Source organism: Streptomyces sp. ISL-10 (assembly GCF_018614575.1).
In the GTDB taxonomy this organism is placed as follows: Bacteria; Actinomycetota; Actinomycetes; order Streptomycetales; family Streptomycetaceae; genus Streptomyces.
In genome coordinates this window covers 286,890-312,284 of record NZ_JAGGOJ010000011.1, presented here as the reverse complement: position 1 = coordinate 312,284, position 25,395 = coordinate 286,890, and the positions used below count along the sequence as shown (strand labels likewise).

The 25,395-nt window shown below is 72.1% G+C and carries 24 protein-coding genes and 2 pseudogenes; 11 read left to right on the top strand and 15 right to left on the bottom strand.

Features of this window, described 5'->3' with window-relative positions; translation table 11 throughout:
* Window positions 1-156 precede the first annotated feature (156 nt).
* The gene (locus J7E88_RS35880; protein WP_308307506.1) at window positions 157-909 is read right to left on the bottom strand and encodes a TetR/AcrR family transcriptional regulator; all 753 of its coding nucleotides are present in this window, start codon (window positions 907-909) and stop codon (window positions 157-159) included.
* A gap of 304 nt (window positions 910-1,213) precedes the next feature.
* Window positions 1,214-2,818 (bottom strand): MFS transporter, encoded by a 1,605-nt coding sequence (locus tag J7E88_RS14080; RefSeq protein WP_215180729.1) that lies wholly within the window; start codon window positions 2,816-2,818, stop codon window positions 1,214-1,216.
* Between the two features lie 161 nt (window positions 2,819-2,979).
* Between J7E88_RS14080 and panB the strand changes: the two genes are divergently transcribed.
* Both panB and J7E88_RS14070 read left to right on the top strand, forming a co-directional pair.
* Window positions 2,980-3,882 carry a 3-methyl-2-oxobutanoate hydroxymethyltransferase gene (panB, locus tag J7E88_RS14075; RefSeq protein ID WP_215180727.1) on the top strand — a complete coding sequence of 301 codons (903 nt, stop codon included), beginning with the start codon at window positions 2,980-2,982 and terminating at the stop codon, window positions 3,880-3,882.
* A 123-nt stretch (window positions 3,883-4,005) separates the two neighbouring features.
* Window positions 4,006-4,374, top strand: coding sequence for a cupin domain-containing protein (locus J7E88_RS14070; RefSeq protein WP_215180726.1), 369 nt, complete (start codon window positions 4,006-4,008; stop codon window positions 4,372-4,374).
* Window positions 4,375-4,833: 459 nt separating this feature from the next.
* Here J7E88_RS14070 and J7E88_RS35875 read toward each other — a convergent pair.
* Window positions 4,834-4,902 (bottom strand): annotated as a pseudogene (locus J7E88_RS35875) (hypothetical protein); the annotation flags it as partial.
* Window positions 4,903-5,406: 504 nt separating this feature from the next.
* On the opposite strand from J7E88_RS35875, the gene J7E88_RS14060 reads away from it, so the two are divergent.
* On the top strand, window positions 5,407-6,204 hold the full coding sequence (locus J7E88_RS14060; RefSeq protein ID WP_215180724.1) for a site-2 protease family protein: 798 nt from the start codon (window positions 5,407-5,409) through the stop codon (window positions 6,202-6,204).
* 13 nt (window positions 6,205-6,217) lie between these two features.
* Here the strand turns inward: J7E88_RS14060 and J7E88_RS14055 are convergent, their stop codons facing one another.
* Together J7E88_RS14055 and npdG are read right to left on the bottom strand one after the other, a co-directional pair.
* Entirely contained in the window at window positions 6,218-6,406 is a 189-nt protein-coding gene (locus tag J7E88_RS14055) for a hypothetical protein (protein WP_215180722.1), read from the bottom strand.
* Between the two features lie 104 nt (window positions 6,407-6,510).
* The gene (gene npdG / locus J7E88_RS14050; protein ID WP_215180720.1) at window positions 6,511-7,224 is read right to left on the bottom strand and encodes an NADPH-dependent F420 reductase; all 714 of its coding nucleotides are present in this window, start codon (window positions 7,222-7,224) and stop codon (window positions 6,511-6,513) included.
* 95 nt (window positions 7,225-7,319) lie between these two features.
* Between npdG and J7E88_RS14045 the strand changes: the two genes are divergently transcribed.
* Window positions 7,320-7,940, top strand: a complete 621-nt coding sequence (locus J7E88_RS14045) for a hypothetical protein (protein WP_215180718.1) — start codon at window positions 7,320-7,322, stop codon at window positions 7,938-7,940.
* Between the two features lie 617 nt (window positions 7,941-8,557).
* Window positions 8,558-9,835: an MFS transporter gene (locus tag J7E88_RS14040; protein ID WP_215180716.1), complete on the top strand. Its 1,278-nt coding sequence runs from the start codon at window positions 8,558-8,560 to the stop codon at window positions 9,833-9,835.
* 25 nt (window positions 9,836-9,860) lie between these two features.
* Here J7E88_RS14040 and J7E88_RS14035 read toward each other — a convergent pair whose 3' ends face one another.
* Window positions 9,861-10,088, bottom strand: a complete 228-nt coding sequence (locus J7E88_RS14035) for a hypothetical protein (RefSeq protein ID WP_215180714.1) — start codon at window positions 10,086-10,088, stop codon at window positions 9,861-9,863.
* A gap of 89 nt (window positions 10,089-10,177) precedes the next feature.
* Here J7E88_RS14035 and map point away from each other — a divergent pair, with 89 nt between their 5' ends.
* Together map and J7E88_RS14025 are read left to right on the top strand one after the other, a co-directional pair.
* Entirely contained in the window at window positions 10,178-11,035 is an 858-nt protein-coding gene (map, locus tag J7E88_RS14030) for a type I methionyl aminopeptidase (RefSeq protein WP_215180712.1), read from the top strand.
* A 126-nt stretch (window positions 11,036-11,161) separates the two neighbouring features.
* The gene (locus tag J7E88_RS14025) at window positions 11,162-11,821 is read left to right on the top strand and encodes a heme oxygenase (biliverdin-producing) (protein ID WP_215180710.1); all 660 of its coding nucleotides are present in this window, start codon (window positions 11,162-11,164) and stop codon (window positions 11,819-11,821) included.
* Between the two features lie 203 nt (window positions 11,822-12,024).
* On the opposite strand, the gene J7E88_RS14020 is transcribed toward J7E88_RS14025, so the two are convergent.
* Window positions 12,025-12,813, bottom strand: a complete 789-nt coding sequence (locus J7E88_RS14020) for a PhzF family phenazine biosynthesis protein (protein ID WP_215180708.1) — start codon at window positions 12,811-12,813, stop codon at window positions 12,025-12,027.
* Window positions 12,814-13,224: 411 nt separating this feature from the next.
* On the opposite strand from J7E88_RS14020, the gene efeU reads away from it, so the two are divergent.
* On the top strand, window positions 13,225-14,196 hold the full coding sequence (gene efeU, locus J7E88_RS14015) for an iron uptake transporter permease EfeU (protein ID WP_215180705.1): 972 nt from the start codon (window positions 13,225-13,227) through the stop codon (window positions 14,194-14,196).
* The gene (locus J7E88_RS14010; protein ID WP_215181511.1) at window positions 14,084-15,064 is read left to right on the top strand and encodes a hypothetical protein; all 981 of its coding nucleotides are present in this window, start codon (window positions 14,084-14,086) and stop codon (window positions 15,062-15,064) included. Before efeU ends, J7E88_RS14010 begins: the two co-directional genes overlap by 113 nt.
* 304 nt (window positions 15,065-15,368) lie before the next feature.
* Here J7E88_RS14010 and J7E88_RS14005 read toward each other — a convergent pair whose 3' ends face one another.
* The 3 genes from J7E88_RS14005 to J7E88_RS13995 form a co-directional block, all read right to left on the bottom strand.
* On the bottom strand, window positions 15,369-16,139 hold the full coding sequence (locus J7E88_RS14005) for a bifunctional DNA primase/polymerase (protein WP_215180703.1): 771 nt from the start codon (window positions 16,137-16,139) through the stop codon (window positions 15,369-15,371).
* Window positions 16,140-16,377: 238 nt separating this feature from the next.
* Entirely contained in the window at window positions 16,378-16,995 is a 618-nt protein-coding gene (locus J7E88_RS14000) for a TetR/AcrR family transcriptional regulator (RefSeq protein ID WP_215180701.1), read from the bottom strand.
* Between the two features lie 88 nt (window positions 16,996-17,083).
* The gene (locus tag J7E88_RS13995; protein WP_215180699.1) at window positions 17,084-18,076 is read right to left on the bottom strand and encodes a small ribosomal subunit Rsm22 family protein; all 993 of its coding nucleotides are present in this window, start codon (window positions 18,074-18,076) and stop codon (window positions 17,084-17,086) included.
* Between the two features lie 171 nt (window positions 18,077-18,247).
* Between J7E88_RS13995 and J7E88_RS13990 the strand changes: the two genes are divergently transcribed.
* The gene (locus tag J7E88_RS13990) at window positions 18,248-19,615 is read left to right on the top strand and encodes a hypothetical protein (protein ID WP_215180697.1); all 1,368 of its coding nucleotides are present in this window, start codon (window positions 18,248-18,250) and stop codon (window positions 19,613-19,615) included.
* 96 nt (window positions 19,616-19,711) lie between these two features.
* Here the strand turns inward: J7E88_RS13990 and J7E88_RS13985 are convergent, their stop codons facing one another.
* Window positions 19,712-21,025: a multidrug effflux MFS transporter gene (locus J7E88_RS13985; protein ID WP_215180695.1), complete on the bottom strand. Its 1,314-nt coding sequence runs from the start codon at window positions 21,023-21,025 to the stop codon at window positions 19,712-19,714.
* A 549-nt stretch (window positions 21,026-21,574) separates the two neighbouring features.
* Window positions 21,575-21,799 (bottom strand): annotated as a pseudogene (locus J7E88_RS35860) (PhoD-like phosphatase N-terminal domain-containing protein); the annotation flags it as partial.
* A 195-nt stretch (window positions 21,800-21,994) separates the two neighbouring features.
* On the opposite strand from J7E88_RS35860, the gene J7E88_RS13980 reads away from it, so the two are divergent.
* Entirely contained in the window at window positions 21,995-22,753 is a 759-nt protein-coding gene (locus tag J7E88_RS13980; protein ID WP_215180693.1) for an SDR family oxidoreductase, read from the top strand.
* Between the two features lie 66 nt (window positions 22,754-22,819).
* On the opposite strand, the gene J7E88_RS13975 is transcribed toward J7E88_RS13980, so the two are convergent.
* The 3 genes from J7E88_RS13975 to J7E88_RS13965 all read right to left on the bottom strand — a co-directional run bounded on the left by J7E88_RS13975 (window position 22,820) and on the right by J7E88_RS13965 (window position 25,295).
* Window positions 22,820-23,143, bottom strand: a complete 324-nt coding sequence (locus tag J7E88_RS13975; protein WP_215180691.1) for a nuclear transport factor 2 family protein — start codon at window positions 23,141-23,143, stop codon at window positions 22,820-22,822.
* Between the two features lie 289 nt (window positions 23,144-23,432).
* Complete coding sequence (locus J7E88_RS13970; RefSeq protein ID WP_215180689.1) at window positions 23,433-24,668, bottom strand: HNH endonuclease family protein; 1,236 nt, start codon at window positions 24,666-24,668, stop codon at window positions 23,433-23,435.
* Window positions 24,669-24,704: 36 nt separating this feature from the next.
* Window positions 24,705-25,295 carry a DUF262 domain-containing protein gene (locus tag J7E88_RS13965; protein ID WP_215180687.1) on the bottom strand — a complete coding sequence of 197 codons (591 nt, stop codon included), beginning with the start codon at window positions 25,293-25,295 and terminating at the stop codon, window positions 24,705-24,707.
* Window positions 25,296-25,395 lie beyond the last annotated feature (100 nt).

Below are 25,395 nucleotides of genomic sequence, written 5' to 3'. Positions count from 1 at the left end.
GGGATGACCGGTGGTCACTTCACCGTCCGTGGACGGCCGTACTGCCTCGATGACGACGGGTCCGCGCACCGGGTTCCGCGTATCGGCCCAGGTGGGGCGGCTGTGACAGAACCCGCACATTACGGCCCGGTCGACCGGGCGTGGCCCCGGGGCCGTTCAGCCGTGCGGCCGCACTCCGCGCAGCACGGTGTCCACGATCAGCTCGGCGCTGCCCGGGCCGGGCGTGCACTCGGGGCGCAGCACGGTGCGTACGAGCATGGGTCCCACGAACATGTCGCCGAGCAGGTCGAAGTCGACGTCGGCGCGTATCTCGCCGTTCTCGACGCCGCGCCGCAGGACGGCGTCCATGCGCTCACGGCGCGGGGCGACGGCGATGCGGTGGTACATCTCCCAGAGCTGGGGATAGTTCTGCATCTGCGCGAAGACGTTGTGCAGGAGGGCGGAGGAGCGCTTGGCGAGACCGCGCCGGCGGAGCATCTCGACGATGGCCACCAGGTCGTCGCGCACGGAGGTGCCGGGCAGGGGCGGGTCGGCGGGCTCCATGGAGCGGACGACGTCGACGAGGAGGGACTCCTTGCCCTCCCAGCGGCGGTAGATGGTGGCCTTGCCGACCCCAGCGGTGCGGGCTATGCGCTCGATGGAGAGGTCGGAGATGGACACGCCCTCCTCCAGGAGCCGGACGACGGCGTCGATGATGGACCGCTCGACGGCCTCGCTCCGGGGACGACCTCGCCGGGGCGCCGCACCGGACCCGCGTGTGTCCTGCGCGGTGCGGGTGTCCCGGTCGGGCGCGTGCGCGGTGCGGGTGCCGGTGGCCGGCGCGCGCGTGTCCCTGTCCGGCGCGTGCGCGGCACGGGTGTCCTTGCCCGGCGCGTGCGCGGCGCGCGTGTCCCTGTCCGGCGCCTGCACGGCACGGGTGTCCCTGCCCGGCGCCTGCGCGGCACGGGTGTCCCTGCCCGGCGCGTACGTGAGCCGGGGGTTCCGGCCAGGCGCAGGCGCAGCGTGCGCGTCCCCGCCGGGACCGACCTCCACGTGGCGCCCCGTGCTCGGCGCGGCAGCGGAATCGGGCGCCGTGACCGGCCCGGGCGCGTCCTGCCGACGCTCCGGGGGCACTGCCGCCTTGCCTTTCGCCGCCATGCGCCCATTCTCTCGTAGGCTCTTCATGCTTTTCGTACTGCTCACGCCTCCCTGCACCCCGCCCTGCCCCCGCCGCTCACGGGCGGGCGGCGCTGGCCGGCGCCCGCTCGGGAGCGGGCGGCGCACCCGGCCGCGTCCCGTCGCGGCCGGGCAGGAAGAGCGCCACCATCAGCGCCCCGATCAGGGACACCCCCGCCGATCCCAGCGCCGTCAGGTGCATCGCGCTCAGGAACGCGTCGTTCGCCGGGCCCACCAGCGCCTTGCCCGCCGGACCCAGTGCCTCCGCCGCGCCGAGCGTCGCCTCGATCGACTCGCCCGCCGCCTCCCTGACCCCGGCCGGCAGGCCGGTGAGGTGGGGTTCGATCTCGCCCCGGTAGTGCGCGGACAGCAGCGAGCCGAGCACCGCGACGCCCAGGGCGCCGCCGACCTGGCGGAACGTGTTGTTGATGGCCGAGCCCGAGCCGGCCTTCTCCCGCGGCAGCGTCTGCATCACGGCCACCGTCACCGGCGGCATGACGTGCGCCATTCCCGTGCCCTGGACGAAGAAGACGGTCTCCAGCACCCACACCGGCGTCGACGCGTCGAAGAACGCGAACGCGCCGAGGCCGCCCGCGACCATCAGCAGGCCCGCCGCGCAGGTGGCCCGGGCGCCGAAGCGGTCCACGACCAGCCGGGCGCGTGGCGCGAACACCACCTGCGTCACCGCCAGCGGCATGATCAGCATCCCGGCCTCCAGCGCGCTGTGGCCCCGCACGCTCTGCAGGTAGAACGCGGAGAAGAAGGTCACGCCCATGAGCGCGAAGAAGACCAGCGCGATCGCGGCGACGGCGGCGGCGAACGCCGGCCTGGCGAAGTACGACATGTCGATCGACGGATGGTCGCTGCGCCTCTCGTGCAGGACGAAGCCGGCCAGCACCGCGAGGCCCCCGAGCATGGGGAGGAGCACGGACGGGGCCGTGAAGTCGGCGAGCTCGCCGCCGCGGATGATGCCCGAGACCAGCAGGACGAGACCGACGACGGACAGGACGACGCCCAGGGCGTCGATCCGGCCGGGGTTCGGGTCCTTGGAGTCGGGGACCAGCAGAGTCATGGCCACCAGGGCGGTGATCACGACGGGCACATTGATCAGGAAGATCGAGCCCCACCAGAAGTGTTCGAGGAGCAGTCCTCCCGTGATGGGGCCGATCGCGATGGCGAGGCCGACACTGCCGGTCCAGACACCGATCGCCCTGGGCTGTTCGTCGCGCTCGAAGACGTTCATCAGCACGGCCAGCGTCGCGGGCATCACGAAGGCCGCGCCGAAGCCCATCATCGCCCGGTAGGCGATCAGCTCGGTCGGCGAGCCGGAGAACGCGGCGAGCGCGGATCCCGACCCGAACACGGCGACGCCGAAGAGCAGCACCTTCTTGCGGCCGATGCGGTCGCCCAGCAGGCCCGCCGTGAACAGCAGACCGGCGAAGACGAGCGTGTAGGAGTTGATCGCCCACTCCAGCTGGCTCTGGGTGGCGCCGAGGCCGATGGGCTCGGGGGCGGCGATGACCCTGACCGCCACGTTCAGGATCGAGTTGTCCAGCACCACGATGAGCAGGCTGAACATCAGGACGGTGAGGGTCGCCCAGCGTCTGCGACGTACGACCTCAGGGATGCACAGCGTGGCGGGGTCACCGGGCGGGGTGGGCATGGGGCAACCAGCCTAAACCGATTTCGATACGAGACCGTCTCGTATAGGAACACTTTACGGAACAGGGCCCCCTTTCGCCCGGCGGCACGTAGTGCCACCATGGAGGCGGTCCGGGGACGTCGTAAGGACGCCTCGAGATGACAACAAGGAGCCGATCAGCCATGACGCTTCAGGCTGCGCAGAACCAGCCCGCCGCCCGCCCGTCCGACAGCAGGCCGTCCGACGGCAAGGCGTCCCACAGCAAGGCGCTCTACGGCGGGACGCAGCGGCGCCGCATCACCGTCCACGACATCACCGCCGCCAAGGAGCGGGGCGAGAAGTGGGCCATGCTCACCGCGTACGACGCGATGACCGCGTCCGTCTTCGACGAGGCCGGCATCCCTGTCATGCTGGTCGGGGACTCGATGGGCAACTGTCACCTCGGTTACGAGACCACCGTGCCCGTGACGATGGACGAGATGACACTGCTCTCCGCCGCCGTCGTACGGGGCACCAAGCGCGCCCTGATCGTCGGCGACCTGCCGTTCGGCTCGTACCAGGAGGGCCCGGTCCAGGCGCTGCGCAACGCGACCCGGCTGGTGAAGGAGGCGGGCGTCGGAGCCGTCAAGCTGGAGGGCGGCGAGCGGTCGCTCGCGCAGACCGAGCTGATCGTCGAGTCCGGCATCCCGGTCGTCTCCCACCTCGGCCTGACCCCCCAGTCCGTGAACACCATGGGCTACCGCGTGCAGGGCCGCGGCGACGAGGCGGCGCACCGGCTGATCCGCGACGCCAAGGCCGCCCAGGACGCGGGCGCGTTCGCCGTCGTCCTGGAGCTGGTGCCGGCGGAGGTCGCCGCCGAGGTCACCCGCTCCGTGCACATCCCCACCATCGGCATCGGCGCCGGGCCGGACACGGACGCGCAGGTGCTCGTGTGGACCGACATGGCGGGCCTGACGGGCGGCAAGGTGCCGCGCTTCACCAAGCAGTACGCCGACCTGCGCCGGGTTCTGGGCGATGCGGCGAAGGCATTCGCGGAGGACGTCGTCGGCGGGGCCTTCCCCGCCGAGGAGCACACCTTCCACTGACCACTCCCGGTACGGCCGGCAGCCCGCCGATCTTCCCCCGTCGGCGGGCTGCCGCACGGGTCGGCGCGTAACGTGAGAGATGGACTCGGGATGCGCAGCAACGCCGCCAGGAGGCGGATGACCATGGCGGGTATCGTGAGCAGGACGTTCGACTCGGCTGACGAGACACGGGAGTTCACCGAGGGGAAGGGGAGGCTCGACCTCCTCAACACGGAGCACGGGCCGGTCGGCCGGGCCGTGTTCGAACCGGGCTGGCGCTGGTCCACCCACGTCAAGCCCATCGCGGGGACGGACAGTTGCATGGCGTCCCATGTGGGTTACGTCGTCAGCGGACGGATGACGATCGTCATGGACGACGGCGAGACGGCCGACGCGGAGCCGGGCCAGTTCGTCACCGTCGCACCCGGGCACGACGCCTACGTCGTCGGCGACGAGCCGTGCGTCATGCTCGACTGGGTCGGCTTCGGGGAGTACGCGAAGTCCGGTGCCTGACCTGCAAGAACAGTGACCGCCGGGGAGACATCGACATCGTCTCGGCGGTCCGTCGTGCACCACGGCACCCGCAGGACAGACTCGACTCCAATGCCGCTGAAGTACGGGGCCCCGTGAGGCACTGCGGCGAGGCCAAAGCGCTGGACAGGGGCGGACCTCGACGTCCGTGAGGGCGGGCACGGCCCTCGGCGCCCTCGGCCCAACGGCACCGGCAAGACCATCCTCATACGCTGTCGGTCGCCCCCGACGCCGGCCGGGCGACCGTCGCCGGCCACGGCGTCGTGCGCCGGCCCCGACAACGCGCCGCATCTTCGGACTCACCGTCAGTAGTCCCCCGTGGACGAGAAATTGCCGCGTGCCACAGGGACCGGGGCCGCAACTTGCGGTGCCGCGAAAGCAGTTCCGCCCCGGATCGGCGCCGAGCCGGTCCGCCGGGTCCTTGCGTACCTCCCTGTACGCGGTCGGCGCCGGTGCCGCCCGTCCCGTCTCGCGCCCGCGATTCCGCAAGGCCTGGAGCGGCTCGTCCAGGGGCTTGGCCCCGCAGAGGGCGGCCAGTTCCGGCAGGACGTCGACGGCACGGCACAGGGCGAGCGGCTACCGCCTGTGCGCCGGCCGCCGATAGCGATCGCCTCGTGCCGACGGCCCGGCGCACCGGCCGACCAAGGACCTGCGCGGCGACGTGCGCGGCGACCGGCTGATCTGTGCCCCACGCCTCGTCGACCAGCACGGCGACGGGGGACCGCGTGTCCGGGGCGCTGCGCGAGCACGGTCAGCAGGGGGCACAGCCGTGCGCCTTCGAGCGCGACGGGCGTGCCGTCGGCGCGGACGGCCTGGGTGCTGCCGAGGAGACAGAAGCGTCGCCCGGTCCATGTTTCCCGGTGTGCGGCGGCGGCCCACGGGGCAGGGCAGGAACCGGGGAGGGCCCCGGGGCGTTCTCCCCGTGTCACCGGTACGGTCTACTCCGCACACGCGCACGCCCGCCCCCGCACATCCCTGTCGCACGAACCGCCCGCGTCCCCAGGAGCCGTATCCATGACCACCGCTGCCAGGCGCCACAGCGACCGCATGATCAGTCCCGTGTTCCTCGGGATCGCCGCGGTGATGGCGGTGACGGGCTGGGCCGTGTGGACGGACTTCGCGGCCAGCCCCGGGCTCGCGGTCTTCCTGTTCGTGGTCTCGGCGTGGATCGTCTCGCTCTGTCTGCACGAGTACGCGCACGCCCGCACCGCGCTGCACGGCGGGGACATCTCGGTCGGCGCCAAGGGCTATCTGACGCTGAACCCGCTGAAGTACACCCACGCCCTGCTGAGCGTCGTGCTGCCCGTGATCTTCGTGATCCTGGGCGGTATCGGTCTGCCCGGCGGCGCCGTCTTCATCGAGATGCACCGCGTCCGGGGGCGCTGGAAGCACAGCCTGATCTCCGCGGCGGGCCCGCTGACGAACGTGCTCTTCGCCGCTGTCTGCACCGCGCCGTTCTGGCTGGGGGCCCTCGATGGGGTGCCCCTGCCCTTCCGGCTGGCGCTCGCGTTCCTCGCCATGCTCCAGGTCACGGCCGCGATCCTGAACTTCCTGCCGGTGCCGGGGCTGGACGGCTACGGCGTGATAGAGCCCTGGCTGCCGTACAAGGTGCGCCGCCAGGTGGAGCCGGTCGCACCGTTCGGTCTGCTCGCCGTCTTCGTGATCCTGTGGATCCCCGAGGTCAACCATGTCTTCTTCGACGCGGTGTACGGCGTCATGGAGGCGCTCGGCGTGCACCAGGCCGAGATCTATTGCGGGCGGGACCTCTTCATGTTCTGGGACGGGCAGAACGACCTCTGCGTCTCACCCTGACGACGTGCGCACCTCACGCTGACGGTGCGCCGGCCTCGCGCTGCGCCCTGGCACGGCGGATGTAGTACCAGGCCATGTTCGACGACAGGCCGGCGAGCAGCACCCAGACGATCCCGAGCCACATGCCCTGCGTGAAGGACAGCACCGCCGCGGCGACGGAGAGCACGCAGACGACGAGGGAGTAGAGAGCGAGGCGGGGCATGGGGTGCGACTCCTGTCGGGTCCTTCGGATGGGGGGCACACCTCCCACGCCCGCCAGGGCGTACGGGGAGGTAGGCCCCCAGTGTCCCCCATGCCCCCGCCGCGCTACACGTCGGTGACGCGCAAGCCCGCGTGCGCCTTGTAGCGGCGGTTCACGGAGATCAGGTTGGCGACGAGCGACTCGACCTGGTGGGCATTGCGCAGCCGGCCCGCGAACACGCCGCGCATGCCGGGGATGCGGCCCGCGAGTGCCTGCACGATGTCGGTGTCCGCGCGGGACTCGCCGAGCACCATCACATCGGTGTCGATCTCGCCGATCGACTCGTCCTGGAGGAGCACGGCCGACAGGTGGTGGAAGGCCGCGGTCACCCGCGAGTCGGGCAGCAGCGCGGCGGCCTGCTCGGCGGCGCTGCCCTCCTCCGGCTTCAGCGCGTACGCGCCCTTCTTGTCGAAGCCGAGCGGGTTGACGCAGTCGACGACGAGCTTGCCCGCGAGTTCCTGCCGCAGCGACTCCAGGGTCTTGGCGTGCCCGTCCCACGGCACGGCCACGATCACGACGTCACTGCGCCGGGCGCACGCGGCGTTGTCGGCTCCCTCGATGCCGAGGCCGAGTTCCGCCGCGGCGGTCGCGGCCCGCTCGGTGGACCGGGAGCCGATGATCACCTGCTGGCCCGCCTTGGCCAGCCGGTAGGCGAGTCCGCGGCCCTGGTCGCCGGTGCCGCCGAGGACACCGACGACGAGGCCGGAGACGTCGGGGAGGTCCCAGGGATCCTTGGCCGGGGCCTTCGGCGCGGTGCCCGCGCTGTCATTCGAAGTCATGGGCCGACCCTACTTCCTGGTACGCGGCTCCCGAACGGGTGAGCCTGCCTGGACCCCGCCCGCGGCCGCGGCTCCGTGGTGCAGGATGCCGCTCCATGGATGCCGTACGCGTCGCGCTGCTGCGCGAAGTCCTCGCGGGTACCGAGTGGCCGGCCGCGACCCGGCACTTCGCCGGGGTGATGCGCGCCTGTGCGGTGCGGCGGGGCGGCGGGCTGCTGCTGGTGGGGACGCGGGAGTACGAGCCGTGGCATCTGGCCGCGCACCTGGTGGACGAGGCCGCCTGGTCGGGTCTGCGCGAGCTGGAACCGACCCTCGTACGCCACCGGGTGCGCTCCGGCGACCCGGTTCACCTGGCCGTCGGTCTCGGCAGGCTGGAGGCGGCCGGCCGCGGGGAGACGCTGCTGGTCGTGGCGCCGGAGCTGCCGGGCGCCGACCTGCTGGAGCGGGTGCACGACGCCCGACGGGCGGGTGCGACGGTGCTGGCGCTCGACGGTGGCGAACCGGAGGTGCACGGCCTGGCGCACGAGGCGCTGACGGTGCCGGCGGCGGAGCCGGAGGGCCCGGCGGCCGAGATCGACATCGACATGGTGCAGCACCTGGTGAGCGCCGCGGCCGGGGAGAACAGCGTGCCGGTACGGCGGGGGCGGCTGCGCTTCCGCGACCGGCTGTCGCGGCTGGCGGACCAGCTGACGGAGCCCCCACCGACCCGCTGGTAGCAGGGCGGGCCGGGCGGCGCTCCGGTTTGCGGCCGCCCACCCCGCTCACAGCTCCGCGGACGCCCTGGCGACGACTCGGGGCCCGGGGCCCGCCCGGGCCGGGCCGCCCTGCCCACGACTCCGTCCCCGCCAGGCGGCGACGCGCTCCGTCGACTCGGGGGCCCGGGGCCGGGGGCCACCCCGGTCCGGGACACCCGCCCGGCCGGGCGTTGCCCGGTTGCAACCCCGGGCAGCCGACACCCACGCCCCGCTGACACCCCCACGCCTCCCGGCATGCCGGGCCGGGGACGCGCTCGCGCGGCCGCCCACCGCGCCCGGTCGAGCGGACCGGACGCCCTGCCCGCGACTCCGCGCCCGGTCGAGCGGACCGGCCGCCCTGCCCGCGACTCCAGCCCCCGCCAGGCGGCGACGCGCTCCGTCGACTCGGGGCCCGGGGCCGGGGGCCACCCCGGTCCGGGACACCCGCCCGGGCCGGGCGTTGCCCGGTTGCAGCCCCGGGCAGCCGGCACCCACGCCCCGCTCCTCGCGGGGCGCCGATCGGTCCGCGCCTTCCGGCGCCCCCCGCCGGAGGTAAATCGGTTGCCGGCGACCGTCAGGGGCGTCGACCATGGTCGCCCGTGACCTCCAAGCTCTCCGCGGTGCTGCCCGATCTCTCGCCCTGGCGGTCCTCGGCCGACTTCCGGCTGCTGTGGGTCCAGGGGCTGGTCACCTACTTCGGCAGCTTCATGGCGATGATCGCGCTGCCGCTGCAGATCAAGGACCTCACCGGCTCTCCGCTCGCGGTCGGGGCCATGGGCGCGGTCGAGCTCGTGCCGCTGGTCGTGTTCGGGCTGTACGGAGGGGCGCTCGCCGACGCGGTCGACCGGCGCAGGCTCATCCTCGGCACCGAGGCCGCCCTCGGACTGCTCGCCGTGGTGCTGCTGGTCAACGCGATGCTGCCGGAGCCCATGCTGTGGCCGCTGTACGTCGTCGCGGCCGGTGTCTCGGCACTCGCCGGACTGCAGCGCCCGGCACTGGACTCGCTGATGGCCCGTATCGTGCCGCACGACCAGCTCACCGCGGCCGCCGCGCTGAACGCCCTGCGCTGGCAGCTCGGCGCGATCGCGGGCCCGGCGCTGGCGGGCGTGGTCGTGGCGTACGCGGGGCATGCCACGGCGTACGGCATCACCATCGCCGGGTTCGGCGTCTCCGTGCTGCTCTGCCTGCGGCTCGCCCCGGCTCCCCCCGCGCACGACGCCGAGAAGCCCTCGCTGCGGGGCATCGCGGAGGGCGCCACGTACGCGTGGAGCAGGCCGGTGCTGCTGGGGACGTACGCGATCGACCTGGCGGCGATGTTCTTCGCGTTCCCGAACACGATCTTCCCCTTCCTCGCCGACGACCTGGACGCCGAGTGGTCGCTGGGACTGATGTATGCGGCGGGCTCGGTCGGTTCCGTGCTGCTCAGCCTGACCAGTGGCTGGACGTCGCGTGTACGGCGGCACGGGTTGTTCGTGGTGTTCGGCGCGGCGGGCTGGGGGCTGGCGATCTCCGCGGCGGGCTGGTTCGGCAATGTGTGGCTGGTGCTGCTGTGCCTGGCGTTCGCGGGGGCGGGCGACATGCTGAGCGGGCTCGGCCGCTCGACGATCTGGAACCAGACGATCCCCGAGGAGCTGCGCGGCCGGCTCGCGGGCATCGAGGTGCTCTCGTACAGCGTCGGCCCTCAGCTGGGTCAGGTCCGCGCGGGGGCGATGGCGGGCTGGACGGGCACGCGGCCCGCGATCTGGGCCGGCGGTCTGGCGTGCGTGGTGTCCGTGGGCGTGCTGGCGGCGGTGCTGCCGAAGCTCGTGACGTACGACTGCGAGACGGACGAGGACGCGGTGCGCCGGCGGGCACAGAAGGAGGCGGCGGGGGTGTAGCCGGGGCCGCACCCCCGCCTCCCGGCTACTCCCCCTCGGGGCGCGACGCCCCGTCGTGCCACCGGGGGTCGTTCTCCCACTCGAGGTTCCGCTCACGCGCGGTCTCCATCGCGTGTTCCGCCTCCGTGCGGGTCGTGTACGGCCCGAAGCGGTCCTTCGCCGGGCACTCCGGGCCTTCCTCGACCTTCTGGTGCTGCAGGCAGTAGTACCACTCGCCCGGTCTGCCCACCGTGCGCTTCTTGAACAGGGCCATCGTCGGCTCCTTCCTCCAGGGCCATGCTGCCCCATGGGCCTGTGCCTACGCCCGGCGGCCGACAGGGACCCCGCGGTTAGACTCGCGGCATGTCTGGCCAGTCGCTGCTCGTTCCCGGGGTGGTCTCCCCCACCCGTTCCGTCCCCGCCTCCATCGCTCGTCCCGAGTACGTCGGGAAGCCCTCCCCGACCCCGTACACCGGGCCCGAGGTCCAGGACTCCGACACCATCGAGCGGATGCGCATCGCGGGGCGCATCGCCGCACAGGCGATGGAGGAGGCCGCCAAGCACATCTCCCCCGGCGTGACGACGGACGAACTCGACCGCGTCGCCCACGAGTTCATGTGCGACCACGGTGCGTACCCGTCGACGCTCGGCTACCGCGGTTTCCCCAAGTCGTTGTGCTCCTCGGTCAACGAGGTGATCTGCCACGGGATCCCCGACTCCACCGTCCTGCGCGACGGCGACATCGTGAACCTGGACGTGACCGCGTACATCAACGGCGTGCACGGCGACAACAACGCCACCTATCTGTGCGGTGACGTCGACGAGGAGTCGCGGCTGCTGGTGGAGCGGACCAGGGAGTCGCTCAACCGCGCCATCAAGGCGGTCAAGCCGGGCCGGCAGATCAATGTCATCGGCCGGGTCATCGAGTCGTACGCCAAGCGCTTCGGCTACGGCGTGGTCCGTGACTTCACCGGGCACGGCATCAACTCGTCCTTCCACTCCGGGCTGATCGTCCCGCACTACGACGCGGCGCACGCGACCACGGTCATCCAGCCGGGAATGACGTTCACCATCGAGCCGATGCTGACGCTCGGCACGTACGAGTACGACATGTGGGCGGACGGCTGGACGGTCGTCACGAAGGACCGCAAGCGCACGGCGCAGTTCGAGCACACGCTGGTGGTGACGGACACGGGCGCGGAGATTCTCACGTTGCCGTGACCGGCCGGGCGGGTAGCGTTTTTACCGACAGGACGTCGGGAACAGGTTGACTTAGGTAAGCCTAAGTAGAAGGATCGGTCGTGGCAACGGCCCTGTTTCCGTTTCCTTCGCCCCTGGAGGCCCGCCTTGGACGCAACCGGCACGCCCTTCTCGACGCTGATCCGCACGGCCTCGCACGAGCAGCACACCCGGGCCGAGACCTCCTCCTTCATGAGCGGCCTGCTGGCCGGCCGGCTCGGTGTGGCGGCGTACGCGCGCTACACCGAGCAGCTGTGGTTCGTCTACCGGGCGCTGGAGGACACGGCCGGGACGCTGCGGGACGATCCGGTCGCGGGGCCCTTCGTCCGGCCCGAGCTGATGCGCACGCCGGAGCTGGAGCGCGATCTCGCCCACCTGCGAGGTCCGCAGTGGCGCTCGGGCCTCACCGCGCTGCCGGCGACCGCCGCGTACGCCGCACGGGTCGCCGAGTGCGCCCGCGACTGGGCGGCCGGTTATGTCGCCCACCACTACACGCGCTACCTCGGAGACCTGTCCGGCGGGCAGATCATCCGTGACCGGGCGGAGAAGACGTGGGGCTTCGCCCGCAAGGGCGACGGCGTGCGGTTCTACGTCTTCGAGGAGATCCCCAACCCCGCGGCGTTCAAGCGGGCCTACCGCGAGCTGCTGGACGCAGTGAACGCCGACGACCTGGAGAAGCAGCGGATCGTCGACGAGTGCAGGCGGGCGTTCGACTTCAACAGCGCGGTGTTCCACGAGCTGGGCGCGGAGTTTCCGGCCAGCGCGTAGCCCGGAGCGCGCATGGCCCGCTCGGTGCCTGCGCCCGGGGCGCGTGTGGCCCGTCCGCGCCGAGCCTCGCGTGAGCACGGGGCTCCGGGCGCCCGGAAAGCGCATGGCCCGGTCCGCGCCTGCGCCCGGGGAGCGTATGGCCCGTCCGCGCCGCGCCCGAGCACGGGCCGGTCGGCCCGGGGCGACGCCCGGGCCCCGTCCGCTCAGCCCGTGAGCCCCGGCATCGTCACCGCGTGCGGCAGGCGGGGCGGCCTCGCGTCGCGTCGCAGCGGCGCGATACGGGTGCCCCTCCCGCTCACGGACTCGGACTCGGCCGCAGGCCCCGTGTCGGCCGCCGCCTTCGCGAGGCGTACGCGTCCGCCGATCTCGACGATGCCGTCCGGGCCGGGCGCGGTGAGGATCTGCGAGCCCCGGCCCTGGGTGATGTTCAGGGCCCGGCCCAGCCGGTCGGTGAGCAGCAGGGCCGCCGCACCGGTCGCCTCGTCCTCCACGATCCCGTCGTCCCGCCGGGAGAACGCACGCGCCCGTACCCGGCCGGCCGCCTCGTCCTCCCAGGCCCAGGCGTACAGCCCGCCCTCACCGGGCGGCGGCCCGGGCAGGGCGTCGACCTCGGCGGGAGAGGCGTACCGCACCAGCTGCCGCGGCGGCGACCATGCGGCGCGCGCGGTGATCCAGGTGAACTCGCCGTCGTGGCGCGCCCACACCTCGCCGGCCGGCGGGTGGACGGCTTCGAGGTCCAGCAGCCAGGCCGCCCCGACGAGGGAATGCCCGGCGAACGCCGGGTGCAGGCCCGGGGTGTAGATGTCGACGACCCCGCGCTCGGGGTCGTCGACGAAGACGGTCTCGCCGTACCCGAGTTCCGCCGCGAGCGCCTGGCGGGACGCCCGGTCCGGGAAGCGGCGTCCGTCGCGTACGACACCGAGGGTGTTGCCGAACCGGCCGTCACCGGCACAGAAGACCTGGAGCACGTCGAGCACGTCGCGTTCGTTCACCCGGGCATTCAAGCACCCCGGACGACGGAGCACCGGCGCCGGCGGCGAGGCGGCCCGCAGCACGGCGGGCCGAGGCGGGAAGTACCCGCTCGGCCGCTGCTCGACCCGTCCAACGGGCCCCGCCTGGGCACATCCTCCTCCCGGCGGCCGCATCGTCACCGGGCGCGAGCACATCGGCCCTGGTGCCAACGCCACCCTCACCACCGAGGTGAAGGCCGGTGACTACGAGCTCCTGCAAGCCCGGCATGGCGGGTGACGGCACCGTCGACTAGGCCGGGGCCACCGGCGGCAAGACCCCAGGCTAGGTTCGGCTCTGTTCGCGATCCCACCGCGCGTCCGGGACCAGGACCAGGTGGGGCCGGGCGCCGTTCTCCTGAACCCTCGTCAACCGGACTCCCGGAAGGACCCGCCGTGTTCGGCAACTACCTGATCGGCCTGCGTGCCGGCCTGGAGGCGAGCGTCGTCGTCTCCATCCTCGTCGCGTATCTCGTGAGGACCGGTCGGCGCGACGCCCTTCGCCCCATATGGACGGGCATCGGGGTCACCGTCGCCCTCTCGCTGGGCTTCGGCTTCGCGCTCGAATACGGCTCGCAGGAGCTGACGTTCGAGGCGCAGGAAATGCTCGGCGGCTCGCTGTCGATCGCCGCGGTGTGCCTGGTGACCTGGGTGGTCTTCTGGATGCGGCGCACGGCCCGGAAGAACCTGCGGGCGGAGCCGTACGGAAGGCCGGACGCGGCGCCGAGCACGGGCACGGCCGCGCTGGTCGCCACCGCAGTCCTGGCAGTGGGCCGCGACGGACTGGAGACTGCGCTGTTCGTGTGGGCCTCCGTGCGTGCCGCGACCGACAGCGGCGGCGGCAACAGCGCCCCGCTGATCCTCGTGCTGCTCGGCCTGGCCACCGCCATGGTGCTGAGCCGGCTGTTCTGCCGCGGCGTGCTGCGGATCAACCTGGCGACGTTCTTCACCTGGACGGGCGGGATGCTCGTCGTCGTGGCGGCGGGGGTGCTCGCGCAGGGAGTCCACGATCTGCAGGAGGCCCGTTTCCTGGACGGCCTCGCGGACAGAGCGTTCGACGTCAGCGCCGTGATCCCGCCGGACAGCTGGTACGGGACGCTGCTGAAGGGCGTGTTGAACTTCCACCCGAACCCGACCGTCCTCCAGGTCACGGTGTGGGTCCTGTATCTGGTCCCGACGCTCGGCCTGTTCCTGGCCCCGGTAGGGTTCGGACGGTCAGTGCGGGGCGAGGAGCAGAAGGCAACCGATGAGAAGGCTGGGTCGGGCGGCGACGGGGCTCGCGGCGACAGTGGTGCTGTCCCTGACGGCGAGCGCGTGCGTGACGGTGCACGGGGAACGGGAGGTCGTCCCGGCGGCGACGGAGGCTGAGGCCGCGAAGGCGCTCGCCGGCTTCACGGCGGCGTACAACAAGGCCGACAAGGCCTACGACCCCGCTCTCGACGCGCAGCACGTCACCGGGGCGCTCGGCGCGATCAACCAGGCCGGCCTCAAGGCGCGGCAGGTCAACTTCCCGAACGGCAATCCGCAACACATTCCGCTGGAACTCGGGGACGCCGAGTACGTCATCCCCAAGAAGGCGGGCTGGCCGCGCTGGTTCCTCGCGGACACGGACTCCAACCGCGACCGCGACAACGGCGGCGACCTGGACAACCGCTGGCTCGTCGTCTTCGTGCGCAGCGGCGTCGACGACACATGGAAGGCCGCGTACCTGGCCATCATGTCGCCGAAGGAGATTCCGGCCCTCAAGCGGGACCAGGACGGCTACGCGGAACCGGTCGCGCCGGACGACGCCGCGCTCGCGGTCGCCCCGCGCAACCTGAGCGAGGACTACGCCTCGTACCTGCAGAGCGGCACGCCCGAGCGCTTCAAGCCGGGACCGCACACGTCCGGCTGGCGCGAGATGCGCAAGAAGAACGCCACCGTGCTGGGCATGTCCACCCAGTACATCGACCAGCCCATGGACACCGGTGCGTTCGCGCCCCTGGGCCTCGTCACCCAGGACGGCGGCGCGCTGGTGTTCTTCGCGGTGAAAAACTTCGAGCGTCAGACCGCTGCGGAGGGCGTGAAGCTGAAAATCATCCCGGATGTGAAGGCGCTGCTCACCGGCGAGGTGAAGTCCACGATCACCAAGGAGCGGATCTCCAGCCAGGTGGTCACGGTGCCCGTGGGCAGCGGCGGCGGCCAGCCGGACATACTGGGCAGACTGACGGGCCTGACGGCGGCCAAGGGCTCGTAGCGGCACGGGCGTACGGCGCGGGGCTGGGCGCTCCGGGTGCGATGCGCGCGAGCGTGCGGGCGGAGTGCGCCGCGCCAACGCCCCGTGCCGGCAGGGCAATCAGCCACCACTCGCAGCAGCACCGGTGCCAAAGCCCAGTGGCGCTACGGCAGTCAACCGCGGCTCGCGGCGGTACCCGCCAACCACCCACGGGCGGCACGGCAGTCAGCCGCGGCTCGCACCAGTTACCGCGCCAACGCCCAGTGGAGGTACGGGCCTACAGGCTCCAAGCACCCCGCGCCGAGGCCTTGGTGTCCCCGCGCGGTCAGCGGCGGCCGAGCGGCCAGGCCGCCTCGTGGTGGCCGGCGTACTCGGCCTCGCCCGCCGCATAGCGCGCGCACGCGTCCGTCAGCGTCTCCAGCAGGGTCAGCGGGTCCGGCAGCGGATGCTCCACACCACGCACCCAGACCACTTCGGCCTCGCCCGGCAGCCGGGCCGGCGGCACCAGCACATAGCTGCCCCGGCAGTGCCAGCGCAGACCCGGGTGCTCGTCCATCGTCTCGGGGTGGCAGTCCAGCTCGCAGGGCCACCACTCGTCCTCGTCCTCGGGCGTGCCGCGGGTCGCCGTGAAGAACAGCATCCGCCCCCGGTCGCCGACGCCGCCGGCCTCGGCCACGGGACCGACGTCGATGCCCTGTGCCAGCAGTCGCTCCAGAGCACTGCGACCGGCATCCAACGGAACGTCCAGGACGTCGTTGACCATGCCGGTCGCGGTGATGAAGTTGGCCTCGGGCTGGTTGCGGGCCCAGCGTTCGATCTGTGCCCTGTCCGTCGTGGACTGCGTCTGCCAGGCGAACGAGACGGGGTGGGTGGCCGGGATGGGACAGCCGATGCGCTCGCAGGAACAGCTGGGGCCGACGGGATACGCGGCGGGCGCGAGCGGCAGTCCGGCAGCAGCGGTGGCCAGGAGCAGGGCCTCGCGCTGCGAGTCCTCCGCCTCGGTGTTCCCGGTGCGGCGGCGCAGCCACTGGGCCAGCCTGCTCTCCCCGGACGTCCTGCCCTCCGTGCCGCGGAAGCGGCCGATACCGTCGCCCATCTATCCCCTCACACCTGCGCTCGCCCCATGCGGACACTGCCATGGTCCCACCATCCTGCGCTGCCGGTGGCCACAGTTCCCAACCGGGGTACCGGCTCATGTGTTCCCGGCGCGCGCGGGGCGCGCCGCGGCAGGCCCGGCGCACGGCGGCTCAGGGGCCGGCAGGCGCGGCCGCCCAGGGGTCCCCGGACTGACGGGCGGCGCGGCCGGAGAAGGCCGGACGGGCGGCGCGGCCGGCTCAGGGGCGGGGCGCGAGGCCGTTGACGGCGTAGTCGACGACGGCGTCCGCGTAGTCGTGGGTGAGCGGCAGGGTGCGGAGCAGCCAGCGGTGCGCGAGGGGGCCGGTGAACAGCTCCAGCGCGATCCGCAGGTCGATGCCCGCGCGCACCTGACCCGCATCCTGGGCGGAGCGCAGCCGGGTGACGTAGAGCTGGAGCTGCGGTTCGAGCAGCTTCTCCACGAACTGGGCGCCGACCTCGGCGTTCACCAAGCCTTCGGCGGCGAGGGCGCGAGCGGGGGCGTCGTAGGCGGGGCTGTTCATCTCGTCCACGGTGGCGCGCAGCACCATCCGCAGGTCGGCCTGGAGGTCGCCGGTGTCGGGGATCTCGTACTCCCCCGTGCCCGCTTCCTCGGCGGCCTGCTCGGCCAGGTCGAGGAAGGCCTCCAGCAGGACGGCGGCCTTGGAGGGCCACCAGCGGTAGATGGTCTGCTTGCCGACGCCCGCGCGGGCGGCGATGCCCTCGATGGTGGTCCTGCCGTATCCCACCTCGCCGACGAGGGCGAGTGCGGCCTCGTAGATCGCGCGGCGGGACCGCTCGCTGCGGCGGGAGGAGTCGGGTGCCTTGGCCTTCGTCATGCGCCCAAGTTACCAACCGGGGAGACGAGACGTCTCGGCTGCCCGTACCCGACGGGCGGCGGCACCCGCCGACGAGGAGGCGGACGGCTCAGGGGCGCGGCCAGTCGTCGCCCCACGTCGCGTCCCGGGCCGCGCGGTACCGGTCGCCGTGCCGCTTGGTCACGGTCTCGCGGGACAGCCCGTCCGCCGCCGTGCACAGGTCGAGCAGGACCAGGCCCTTGCGGATCTGCGGCTTGCGCGTCACCCGGGCGTCCGCCGGCTCGGCGGGGAAGCGTACGCCCGCGACGTAGCTGAACTTCTCGTCCTCGTACGCCAGCGAGCCGCCCTTGACCTGCCGGTGCAGGGACGACCGGGAGACGCGGGCCGAGAAGTGGCACCAGTCGGAGCCGGGCTCGATGGGGCAGGCGGCGCTGTGGGGGCAGGGCGCTGCGACCGTCAGGCCGGCGGCGATGAGCGCGTCGCGGGCCGCGATGATCCGCTCGTATCCGTCGGGGGTGCCGGGCTCGACGATCACGACGGCCTGCGCGGCGCGGGCCGCCTCGGCGACGACGGCGGCGCGATCGGCCTCGGAGAGCTCCTTGAGCACGTACGACACCGTCACGAGATCTGGGCTCCCGATCCGGAGCGCCGAGCTGATACGCGCCCGCTCCCAGCGCGCGGCCCGCAGCGACGGCATCGATGACGCGAGCGCCAGGTCGCGGCCCAGATCCAGCGCGGGCCCGGCCCAGTCGAGGACCGTCGTCCTGGGCGCGGACTCCTCCCAGGCGTCGGCCACCGCCCAGCTCGCCGCTCCCGTGCCGCCGCCGATGTCGGTGTGCGTGGCCGGGGTCCACGAGGGCGCCGCCTCGCGCAGCGCCGCGAGCGCGGACCGTACGGCCTCGAAGGTCGCGGGCATCCGGTACGCGGCGTAGGCGGCGACGTCGGAGCGGTCGCGGAGCACGGGGGCATCGGTCGGGGTGGTGCCCCGGTACTTGGCGATCAGCCGCTCGACGGCCTGTGCGGCCTGGCTGGGCGGCAGTCCGTCCAGCAGCCCGGCGAGGGCGCCGCGCAGGGTCTCGGCGGTGGGGGCGGAGGCGTTCACCAAGAGATTCTAGGCACGTCCGGCCCGGTGGCAGCGGGGCGCGCAAGCGGCCCCGGCGGCAAGTCGTGCGGACGGTACGACCAACTGCCCGACCCACGGGGCCTGTTGCTACGCTGACGCCCCATGCCGCACACGCACCGTGGTGCCGCACGGCTCACGCCGGGGGGAAGCATGAGACAGCGCGTGGTGCGCCTGGCCCTGGTGGCCGGTGTGACCGTGCTCGCCCTGCTGCTCCTTGTGTCCATGTGCGACGGCGGCGCGGACACCGGTGACGGCGGCGGCAAGGCCGAGGAATCCGGTGGCACGAAGCCGTCCGCCTCGGCCCGCCGGGACACCGGGTCGCCGGGCCGTCCGGCCGTGCCGGCGGCGTACGACACCGACCGCGGCTGGGAGGTCTCCGGCGTCTCGGCCGGCTACGCGGTCGCCCGCGACCTGGGCCTGGTCGCCTATCTGGAGGCGCTCGGCGAGGGACGGTACCGGCTGCGGACGCTGGACGCGACGACCGGCGAACGGGGCTGGGCCGGTCCGGCGTGGAGCCCGCGGGGCTCCGCCGACAGCCCGCCGCACCTGCTGACCGTCACCAAGGACGGCCTGGACCACTTCGTCGTCTGGACGTTCGGAAAGGGGACGACGGACACGCACCAGGGCGCCGGCACGGGAACCCCCGGCCCCGAGGCGGTGGACACGGCCGTCGTGCTCGACATGTACGCGGCGACCGACGGCTCGCGCCGCCGGGCCGAGGTGCCGTGGCCCGCCGCGCCGTCCGTCTCGGGCACCGGTCCCGGTGTCCTGATCACCGACGGTGGCACCGCGAACGCCGTCGTCGACCCGGTCACGGGCGCGGTCTCCACCGTCAAGGGGAACGACCTGCGTCCCCCCAAGGACTGCGCGGGCTGCCGGCGGCTGACCGAGGTGCGCGGGGTGACCGGCAAGGGTCTGCTGGTCAGCGGCAGTACGGGCTTCTGGGTGCGGGGTGGCTGGGCGAGCAGGAAGGTGGCCCCGGCCGGCGCCGACCGCGACTCCGGCGTCCCGACCTCGGTCGTCGACGGCTATGTGCTGGCCCGCTGGCGGGTCGCGAAGGGCGGCAAGGGTTCGACCACGCACGACATCTGGTCGGTGCACGAGTCGAGGACCGGCAGGGCCCTGGTCTCCGTGCGCTGCCACAAGCCGGAGATCGAACCGGGCACGTATCCACAGGCGGTGCGCTCGTCCGCGGGCGGGCATCTCGTCGCGGGAAACCTGGCGTTCGACCTGACGCTCGGCAGGGGCCGCTGCCACGAGCGGGAGGACGGCACGACGTCGCTGACGCTGACGGCGGTGACGGACGCGGGCGTCGCCTACGGGACGACCGGCGCGCTCGCCGGCACCGGCACACCGCTGACGCTCGACCTGGCCGCCGCCGAACCGGAGCCACTGCCCGCGCATGTGCGCGTGCCGGAGGCAGAGGTCGCGGACGTGGGCCTGTTCACCTGGACGGACCCGCAGGACCGGCGCCATCTGATGGGCAGCCCCCGGCGGCCGGATTCCGGCGGGAGGTAGGGCCGGCTCACCACCGCACACCTATCCCGGGCGGGGCACAGGTTGTGTCCGCGGGGCTCGCAGGCCGTCCCGGCGCGTACGTCGTGCCCGCGGGGCTCACACGCCGGACGACTCGGACGTCTCCCGCTGCCACGGGCGGCACAGACCCACGAAGCAGGCCATCGCCGCCAGGCCGCAGCACAGCTGGACCACGGCCATCGGGACCGCCGTCGCCTCGCCCGCGATGCCGACCAGGGGGGACGCCACCGCGCCGACGAGGAACGACGCCGTGCCGATGAGGGCGGAGGCGGAGCCCGCCGCGTGCGGGGTGCGCATCAGGGCCAGCGCGTTGGTGTTCGGCGACGCGAAACCCATCGCCGCCGAGAGGACGAACAGGCCCGTCGCGACCGGGACCAGCCCCGTCTCGCCGAGAACGCCCGCCGTCATCAGCAGCAGCGCCGTCGCCGCGAGTGTCATCACCGTGAGGGCCGCCGCGACGACCCTGTCCAGACGGACCCGGCCGACCAGCACCTTGCCGTTGATCTGACCGGCCACGATCAGGCCGACCGCGTTGACGCCGAACAGCAGGCTGAACATCTGCGGCGACGCCCCGTAGATCTCCTGCATCACAAACGGGGACGCCGAGATGTACGCGAACAGAGCGGCGAACGCGAGCCCGCCCGTCAGCATGTAGCCGGTGAAGACCCGGTCGGCGAGCAGTCCGCGCATGGTGCGCAGCGCCTCGCCGACCCCTCCCTCGTGGCGCCGTTCGACGGGCAGCGTCTCGCCCAGCCACTTCATCGCGACGAGGGTGAGCACCAGACCGACGGCGGCGAGCACGACGAAGATGCCGCGCCAGTCGGTCAGCCGCAGCACCTGCCCGCCGATCAGCGGTGCGATGATCGGCGCCGCCCCCGAGATCAGCATCAGTGTGGAGAAGAACCGGGCCATCTCGATGCCGTCGTAGAGGTCGCGGACCACGGCGCGGGCGATGACGATGCCGGCGGCGCCGGCGAGACCCTGCAGCAGCCGGAAGCCGATGAGGAGTTCGGTGGTGGGGGCGAGTGCGCAGATCGCGGTGGCGACGACGTACACGACCATGCCGATCAGCAGCGGACGCCGGCGTCCCCATTTGTCGCTCATCGGGCCGACGACGAGCTGCCCCATCGCCATGCCGGCGAGGCACGCGGTCAGGGTGAGCTGCACGGTCGCCGCGGGTGCGTGCAGGGAGTCGGTGACCTCGGGCAGCGCCGGGAGGTACATGTCCATGGACAGCGGCGGCAGTGCGGTGAGCCCGCCGAGCACGAGGGTGATCAGGAGTCCGGCCCGGCGGGCCGGGACGGCGGCGGCACGGGGCCGCGTGGCTGGGGAAGACGGTGCCGGATCGGTTCGAGGGACGGGTCCTTGTTCGCTCTGACCGCTCTCCGACATCACCACTCCGTTCCTGGATTCAACGGACCATGCTCTCAGCCCGTCCGTTCGAGCGAGACCACGGACCGTGGACTTCGTCACTGGGACGCTGCCGGTGCTGCGGAATGTGCGTCATGACACAGGGCCGGCTTGCCGTGAGCGGGACCGTCCGGTGGGGTGTGCCGGCGGCCGGTGGGATCGCCGCGACGGCGTTCGCCGACCGGTTCGCGATCCCCCGGGCGTAGGGCGAGCGCGCCTCGCTCGCTGCCGACCCGGACGTGGACGGGGTCCGTGACGCGGTGCAGCACGAGCCGCGGAGGTGATGCGGACGCTGCGGGCGAGCGAGGGGGAATCGCCGCTGGTGCCGCTGGACGGCAGGCTCGCCGTAATACGAACGCTCGACGCGGTACGAAACCGCATCGGCATCCACTGTCCCGGCGGCCCCGGTGAATGAGCGTCAGGCCTGTCGGAGGCCGGGGTTGCCGGCTCGGTCACGATCGACCCGAACGTGGTGATCGCGCCGCCGGGCACGGTGACGCGGTCCATCGAGCGGAAGTCGGCGCGGGCCGCTGCCTGCGGCTGACCGCTGCCGGGCTCGTGCGGGCTGGGCGCGAGCCGCGTCCACAGCACGACGGAGGAGGGCTCGGGTCACCGGAGGCGACGCCGAGGGTGAACGGGTCCGACGATGATCTTCCGGGCGTCGCCCTCGGCGGTGTGCGCGGTGCCGGGCAGGCCGACGCTGAAAGCCAGTGCGGCTGCCGCGGAAGTGACGGTGAGGAAGGTGCGGCGGCCCAGGTGGGGCGGTGCGGCCGCCGCTCTGAGCCCGGCGCGTGGTCAGGATGCGACCCGCGATTCATGTGGCCTTCCCCTTGCGGCTGTTGTCAGTCGCATTGGAGTGGCCCGTGACGAATCAGCGTTGTCGGGGAACACAACATCCGCGTGGCGGTCGGATGAGTTCCGTGTACGGGACATGCGCGTACGCTGCGCCCCATGAACGCTGTACGGAGGATCGCGGTGGTGACGGGCGCGGGCTCGGGCATCGGTCGCAGCGTGGCACTGGAGTTGGCGGCCGCCGGATGGACGGTAGCGCTGGCCGGCCGTCGCGCGGAGGCGCTGGAGGAGACGGCGGCCCTTGCCGCACCGGACGCGGACGTGGTGCGCGTGCCGACGGACGTGACCGACCCGGACGCCGTGGCCGCGCTGTTCACAACGGTCCGCGAGCACTACGGCCGGGTGGACCTGTTGTTCAACAACGCGGGCACCTTCGGCCCCGGAGGCGTCCCCTTCGAGGACCTGCCCCACTCCGCGTGGACCAAGGTGGTGGACGTCAATCTGACGGGCGCGTTCCTGTGCGCGCAGGCGGCGTTCCATCAGATGAAGGAGCAGACTCCGCAGGGCGGCCGCATCATCAACAACGGCTCGATCTCGGCGCATGTGCCGCGCCCGCACTCGGCGCCGTACACGGCGACGAAGCATGCGCTGACCGGGCTGACGAAGTCGATCTCACTGGACGGGCGGCCGTACTCGATCGCCTGCGGCCAGATCGACATCGGCAACGCGGCGACGGAGATGACGCAGGCCATGCAGTCGGGCGTGCTCCAGGCGAACGGCGAGCTGGCGGCCGAGCCGGTGATGGACGCGGCCGATGTGGCACGGACCGTACGGCACATGGCGGAACTGCCGCTGGAGGCGAACGTCCAGTTCGCGACGGTGCTGGCGACGAACATGCCGTTCATCGGGCGCGGCTGAGCCGGGCCGGCCGCCCGGTGCGGGCTCACACCTGGCCGGTGGCCGGGCCCGCCGCCCGGCACCGGATCAGGCCTGGCCGGTCTCGAACCGCTCGATCTTGCCGTCCTGCACGGTGAACCGCCACGCGGTGCGCATCTCGCCCCAGGAGTCGTTGCGGTAGCGGGCGACGAGGCCGAGCCCGTCGGCCGTCTGCCTCTCGACGTCCATGTGACCGTTCGACGAGAAGATCTCGCGCTCGGTCCAGTCGCCGATGTCCCGCTCGCTGCCGTCGTCGGACATGGTGGCACCGGGCGCGAGGGCGGCCTGGAAGCTCTCGCGGTCGTGCGCGTTGAGGGCACCGACGAAGGCGCGTACGGCGGGGTCGGTGAGCTTGTTCACTGCGATGGGCATGGGGGGCGGTCCTTCCCGCTCGGGATGAGGGTCGCTCCATCCGTACACCGCCCCGCCGCGCGTCACCTTCCGGCATCGGCCACTCGGGGCGGCGACGCGGTCCGCGCCGGTGATGGCCGTACCTGTGGCGCGGCCGCGGTGCCGCACCTACACGCCTGCCTGGGTGGAGCCTCCATGCCGCTGGAGGCGGCTCAGGCAGGGACCCTGGCCGCTCGAGGGGAAGGTGACCACGCGGCGAGCAGGCCCTGGCCGGTGGGACCCTGCACCCCCGCACGCCCCTCTGGACGAGTCAGCCGGTGTCGGCCTTGGGCTTCGGCCACGCCTGTAGGGCGATACGGGCAAGCCACAGGGTACGCAGCTGAATCCGGTCCTCGTCCCAGCGAGCGGCCCAACGATCAGTGCTCCACTTCTCGCCGAGCCCCTCCGGCACGGAGAGGATCGAGGAGGTCGTCAGCCGCAGAAGACTGTGAGCGCGCAGATCGTCCTTCTTGCGGAGCCATTCCCGGTTGCTCAACGACGGGTTGAGCTTTGTGGTGGTGAGGGTGAGATTGCCGAGCTGATGAACCACCTCGTGCCGTTTCTCCAGGGCCTTCTCGCTGTCACCGTCCGTCAGTGGCCAGTGGGTATCCCACTTCTGCGGCAGGACATGCTCGATGTTCAGCCGGGAATCCGAGCTGGAAAGTACCGGCGCAAGCTCGGTCTTCGGCGTCCGCAGGTGGTTCTCAAGCCCGACCAACAACGCCTTCAACCGCGCCCGGTAGGACCGACGGTAAAGATCAGGCATGATCAGAGCATCAAGGAACGTTTGGTCGTCAGGCCACAGCCGGGCCTCTGCCGTTTGGTTCCCAAGGCTCCGTGCGACGGCGAAACCGGCCCGGGCGGGATCGCTCTCCTGAGCGTCGGCCAGTACCTGGACGAAGAGTCGGTTGTAGTCCTTCGTCGTCATCAGGCACACGGCTCGCCGCATGAGGAAAGAGTCGATGGCGCGGGCCGCGATCGCTCGTTGGTCGCTCGGTACCTCCTCCGTCGCGTGCAGGTAGAGCAGAACCGGCCACGGCGTCGTGGTCATGGTCTGCATGCGATCGAGCAATCGGCCGGTGGGATCGGTCAGCGGCAGTTCCCGAAGCCGCTGGTATGTGTCGGCGTAGTGCCTGATGTTCCGGATCACGTCCGAAGCGTGCCGGCCGCTTTCCGGAAGCCACTTCTTGAAGTCGGCGAAGAGATGCTCCACCAGGACGTCTTGACGCTTTTGAATGGTCAGCCAATAAGCCAGGAGCAGGTCGATCAGGGCACGTCTGATGCGCCCAGTGGTGACCTGACCGCGCCAGGGCTCGGCGTCCAGCGGCAGCCAGGCGTTCATCAACAGCTCTTCGGAGTGTTGGTGCTGCCCCTGTGATTCCACTGTCTGGAAAAGGAGGTTCTTCACAAGGTCGGCGGCGTCAAGGCGTACGCCGCGGTGGTTCAGCGCCTCGAAGATCACCTGTGGGTCGTCGCCGGTGTCCAGGACGATCTCGACGAGCTGCATGCGCTCCTGAAGCGTGTAGTACAGGTCGTCGAGGCGCTAGGTGGGGTTGGACGCGGCCTTGGCCCAGTCACTGATCTCCTGCTCGAACCACGTACGGGCACGTACCAGGCGGTGACCTGGCTGGGGCGCCGTGCGTCCGTCGTCGCTCCGGCGCACAGCCCAGAGGAATGCCGCGCGGTCCTGAGGGAGTGGCCAGACCTTGTAGCGGTCGTCGGGGAAGGCCTCATGCACCGTCTCCGCCCGATTCTCCAGCAAACTGGTGAAACGCCCGACCACGCTGTCGGCAGCAAGGTCGTGGGCGACAGCCCGAGCCGCGGCGAAGAGAACCTGCAGTGTGGTCATGCGCTGCTGACCGTCGATGATGTGGGACGAACCAAGGCGCCGGGGCGGCCGATACCGCTCTTGTACGACTACGGCGCCCAGGAAATACGTGCGCGGCTTTGACTGCCCGGCGCCACTCCGCGTCTCTGCCTCGGCCTCCACTTCCTCCGCGGCCGTCCGGACGTCCTTCCACAGGGGTTCCCAGTTGTCCTCCCGGTCCCAGACATAGGGTCTCTGGAAGATCGGGATCACACTCTGGTGGTCGTTCGCGAAAACCTTCCCCAACTTGACGTCTCCGGCCTGCATCGCCCCTCCGAATCCCCAGCGCCTGCACGGTCATCGCAGCGTAACGACGCTGCGCCGATCGGCGTGCGGGCTTACGAAGGTTCCGTGGGCCACGTGCCGA

Coding starts and splice junctions, on each gene's coding strand:
- J7E88_RS14000 (WP_215180701.1), bottom strand. CDS start 16,995: ATGACGAAGGCCAAGGCACCCGACTCCTCCCGCCGCAGCGAGCGGTCC.
- npdG (WP_215180720.1), bottom strand. CDS start 7,224: ATGACTTCGAATGACAGCGCGGGCACCGCGCCGAAGGCCCCGGCCAAG.
- J7E88_RS14045 (WP_215180718.1), top strand. CDS start 7,320: ATGGATGCCGTACGCGTCGCGCTGCTGCGCGAAGTCCTCGCGGGTACC.
- J7E88_RS13965 (WP_215180687.1), bottom strand. CDS start 25,295: ATGCAGGCCGGAGACGTCAAGTTGGGGAAGGTTTTCGCGAACGACCAC.
- J7E88_RS14035 (WP_215180714.1), bottom strand. CDS start 10,088: ATGGCCCTGTTCAAGAAGCGCACGGTGGGCAGACCGGGCGAGTGGTAC.
- J7E88_RS13990 (WP_215180697.1), top strand. CDS start 18,248: ATGAGACAGCGCGTGGTGCGCCTGGCCCTGGTGGCCGGTGTGACCGTG.
- J7E88_RS13985 (WP_215180695.1), bottom strand. CDS start 21,025: ATGTCGGAGAGCGGTCAGAGCGAACAAGGACCCGTCCCTCGAACCGAT.
- J7E88_RS13980 (WP_215180693.1), top strand. CDS start 21,995: ATGAACGCTGTACGGAGGATCGCGGTGGTGACGGGCGCGGGCTCGGGC.
- J7E88_RS13975 (WP_215180691.1), bottom strand. CDS start 23,143: ATGCCCATCGCAGTGAACAAGCTCACCGACCCCGCCGTACGCGCCTTC.
- J7E88_RS14055 (WP_215180722.1), bottom strand. CDS start 6,406: ATGCCCCGCCTCGCTCTCTACTCCCTCGTCGTCTGCGTGCTCTCCGTC.
- J7E88_RS14080 (WP_215180729.1), bottom strand. CDS start 2,818: ATGCCCACCCCGCCCGGTGACCCCGCCACGCTGTGCATCCCTGAGGTC.
- panB (WP_215180727.1), top strand. CDS start 2,980: ATGACGCTTCAGGCTGCGCAGAACCAGCCCGCCGCCCGCCCGTCCGAC.
- J7E88_RS14005 (WP_215180703.1), bottom strand. CDS start 16,139: ATGGGCGACGGTATCGGCCGCTTCCGCGGCACGGAGGGCAGGACGTCC.
- J7E88_RS14060 (WP_215180724.1), top strand. CDS start 5,407: ATGACCACCGCTGCCAGGCGCCACAGCGACCGCATGATCAGTCCCGTG.
- J7E88_RS13970 (WP_215180689.1), bottom strand. CDS start 24,668: ATGCAGCTCGTCGAGATCGTCCTGGACACCGGCGACGACCCACAGGTG.
- map (WP_215180712.1), top strand. CDS start 10,178: ATGTCTGGCCAGTCGCTGCTCGTTCCCGGGGTGGTCTCCCCCACCCGT.
- J7E88_RS14070 (WP_215180726.1), top strand. CDS start 4,006: ATGGCGGGTATCGTGAGCAGGACGTTCGACTCGGCTGACGAGACACGG.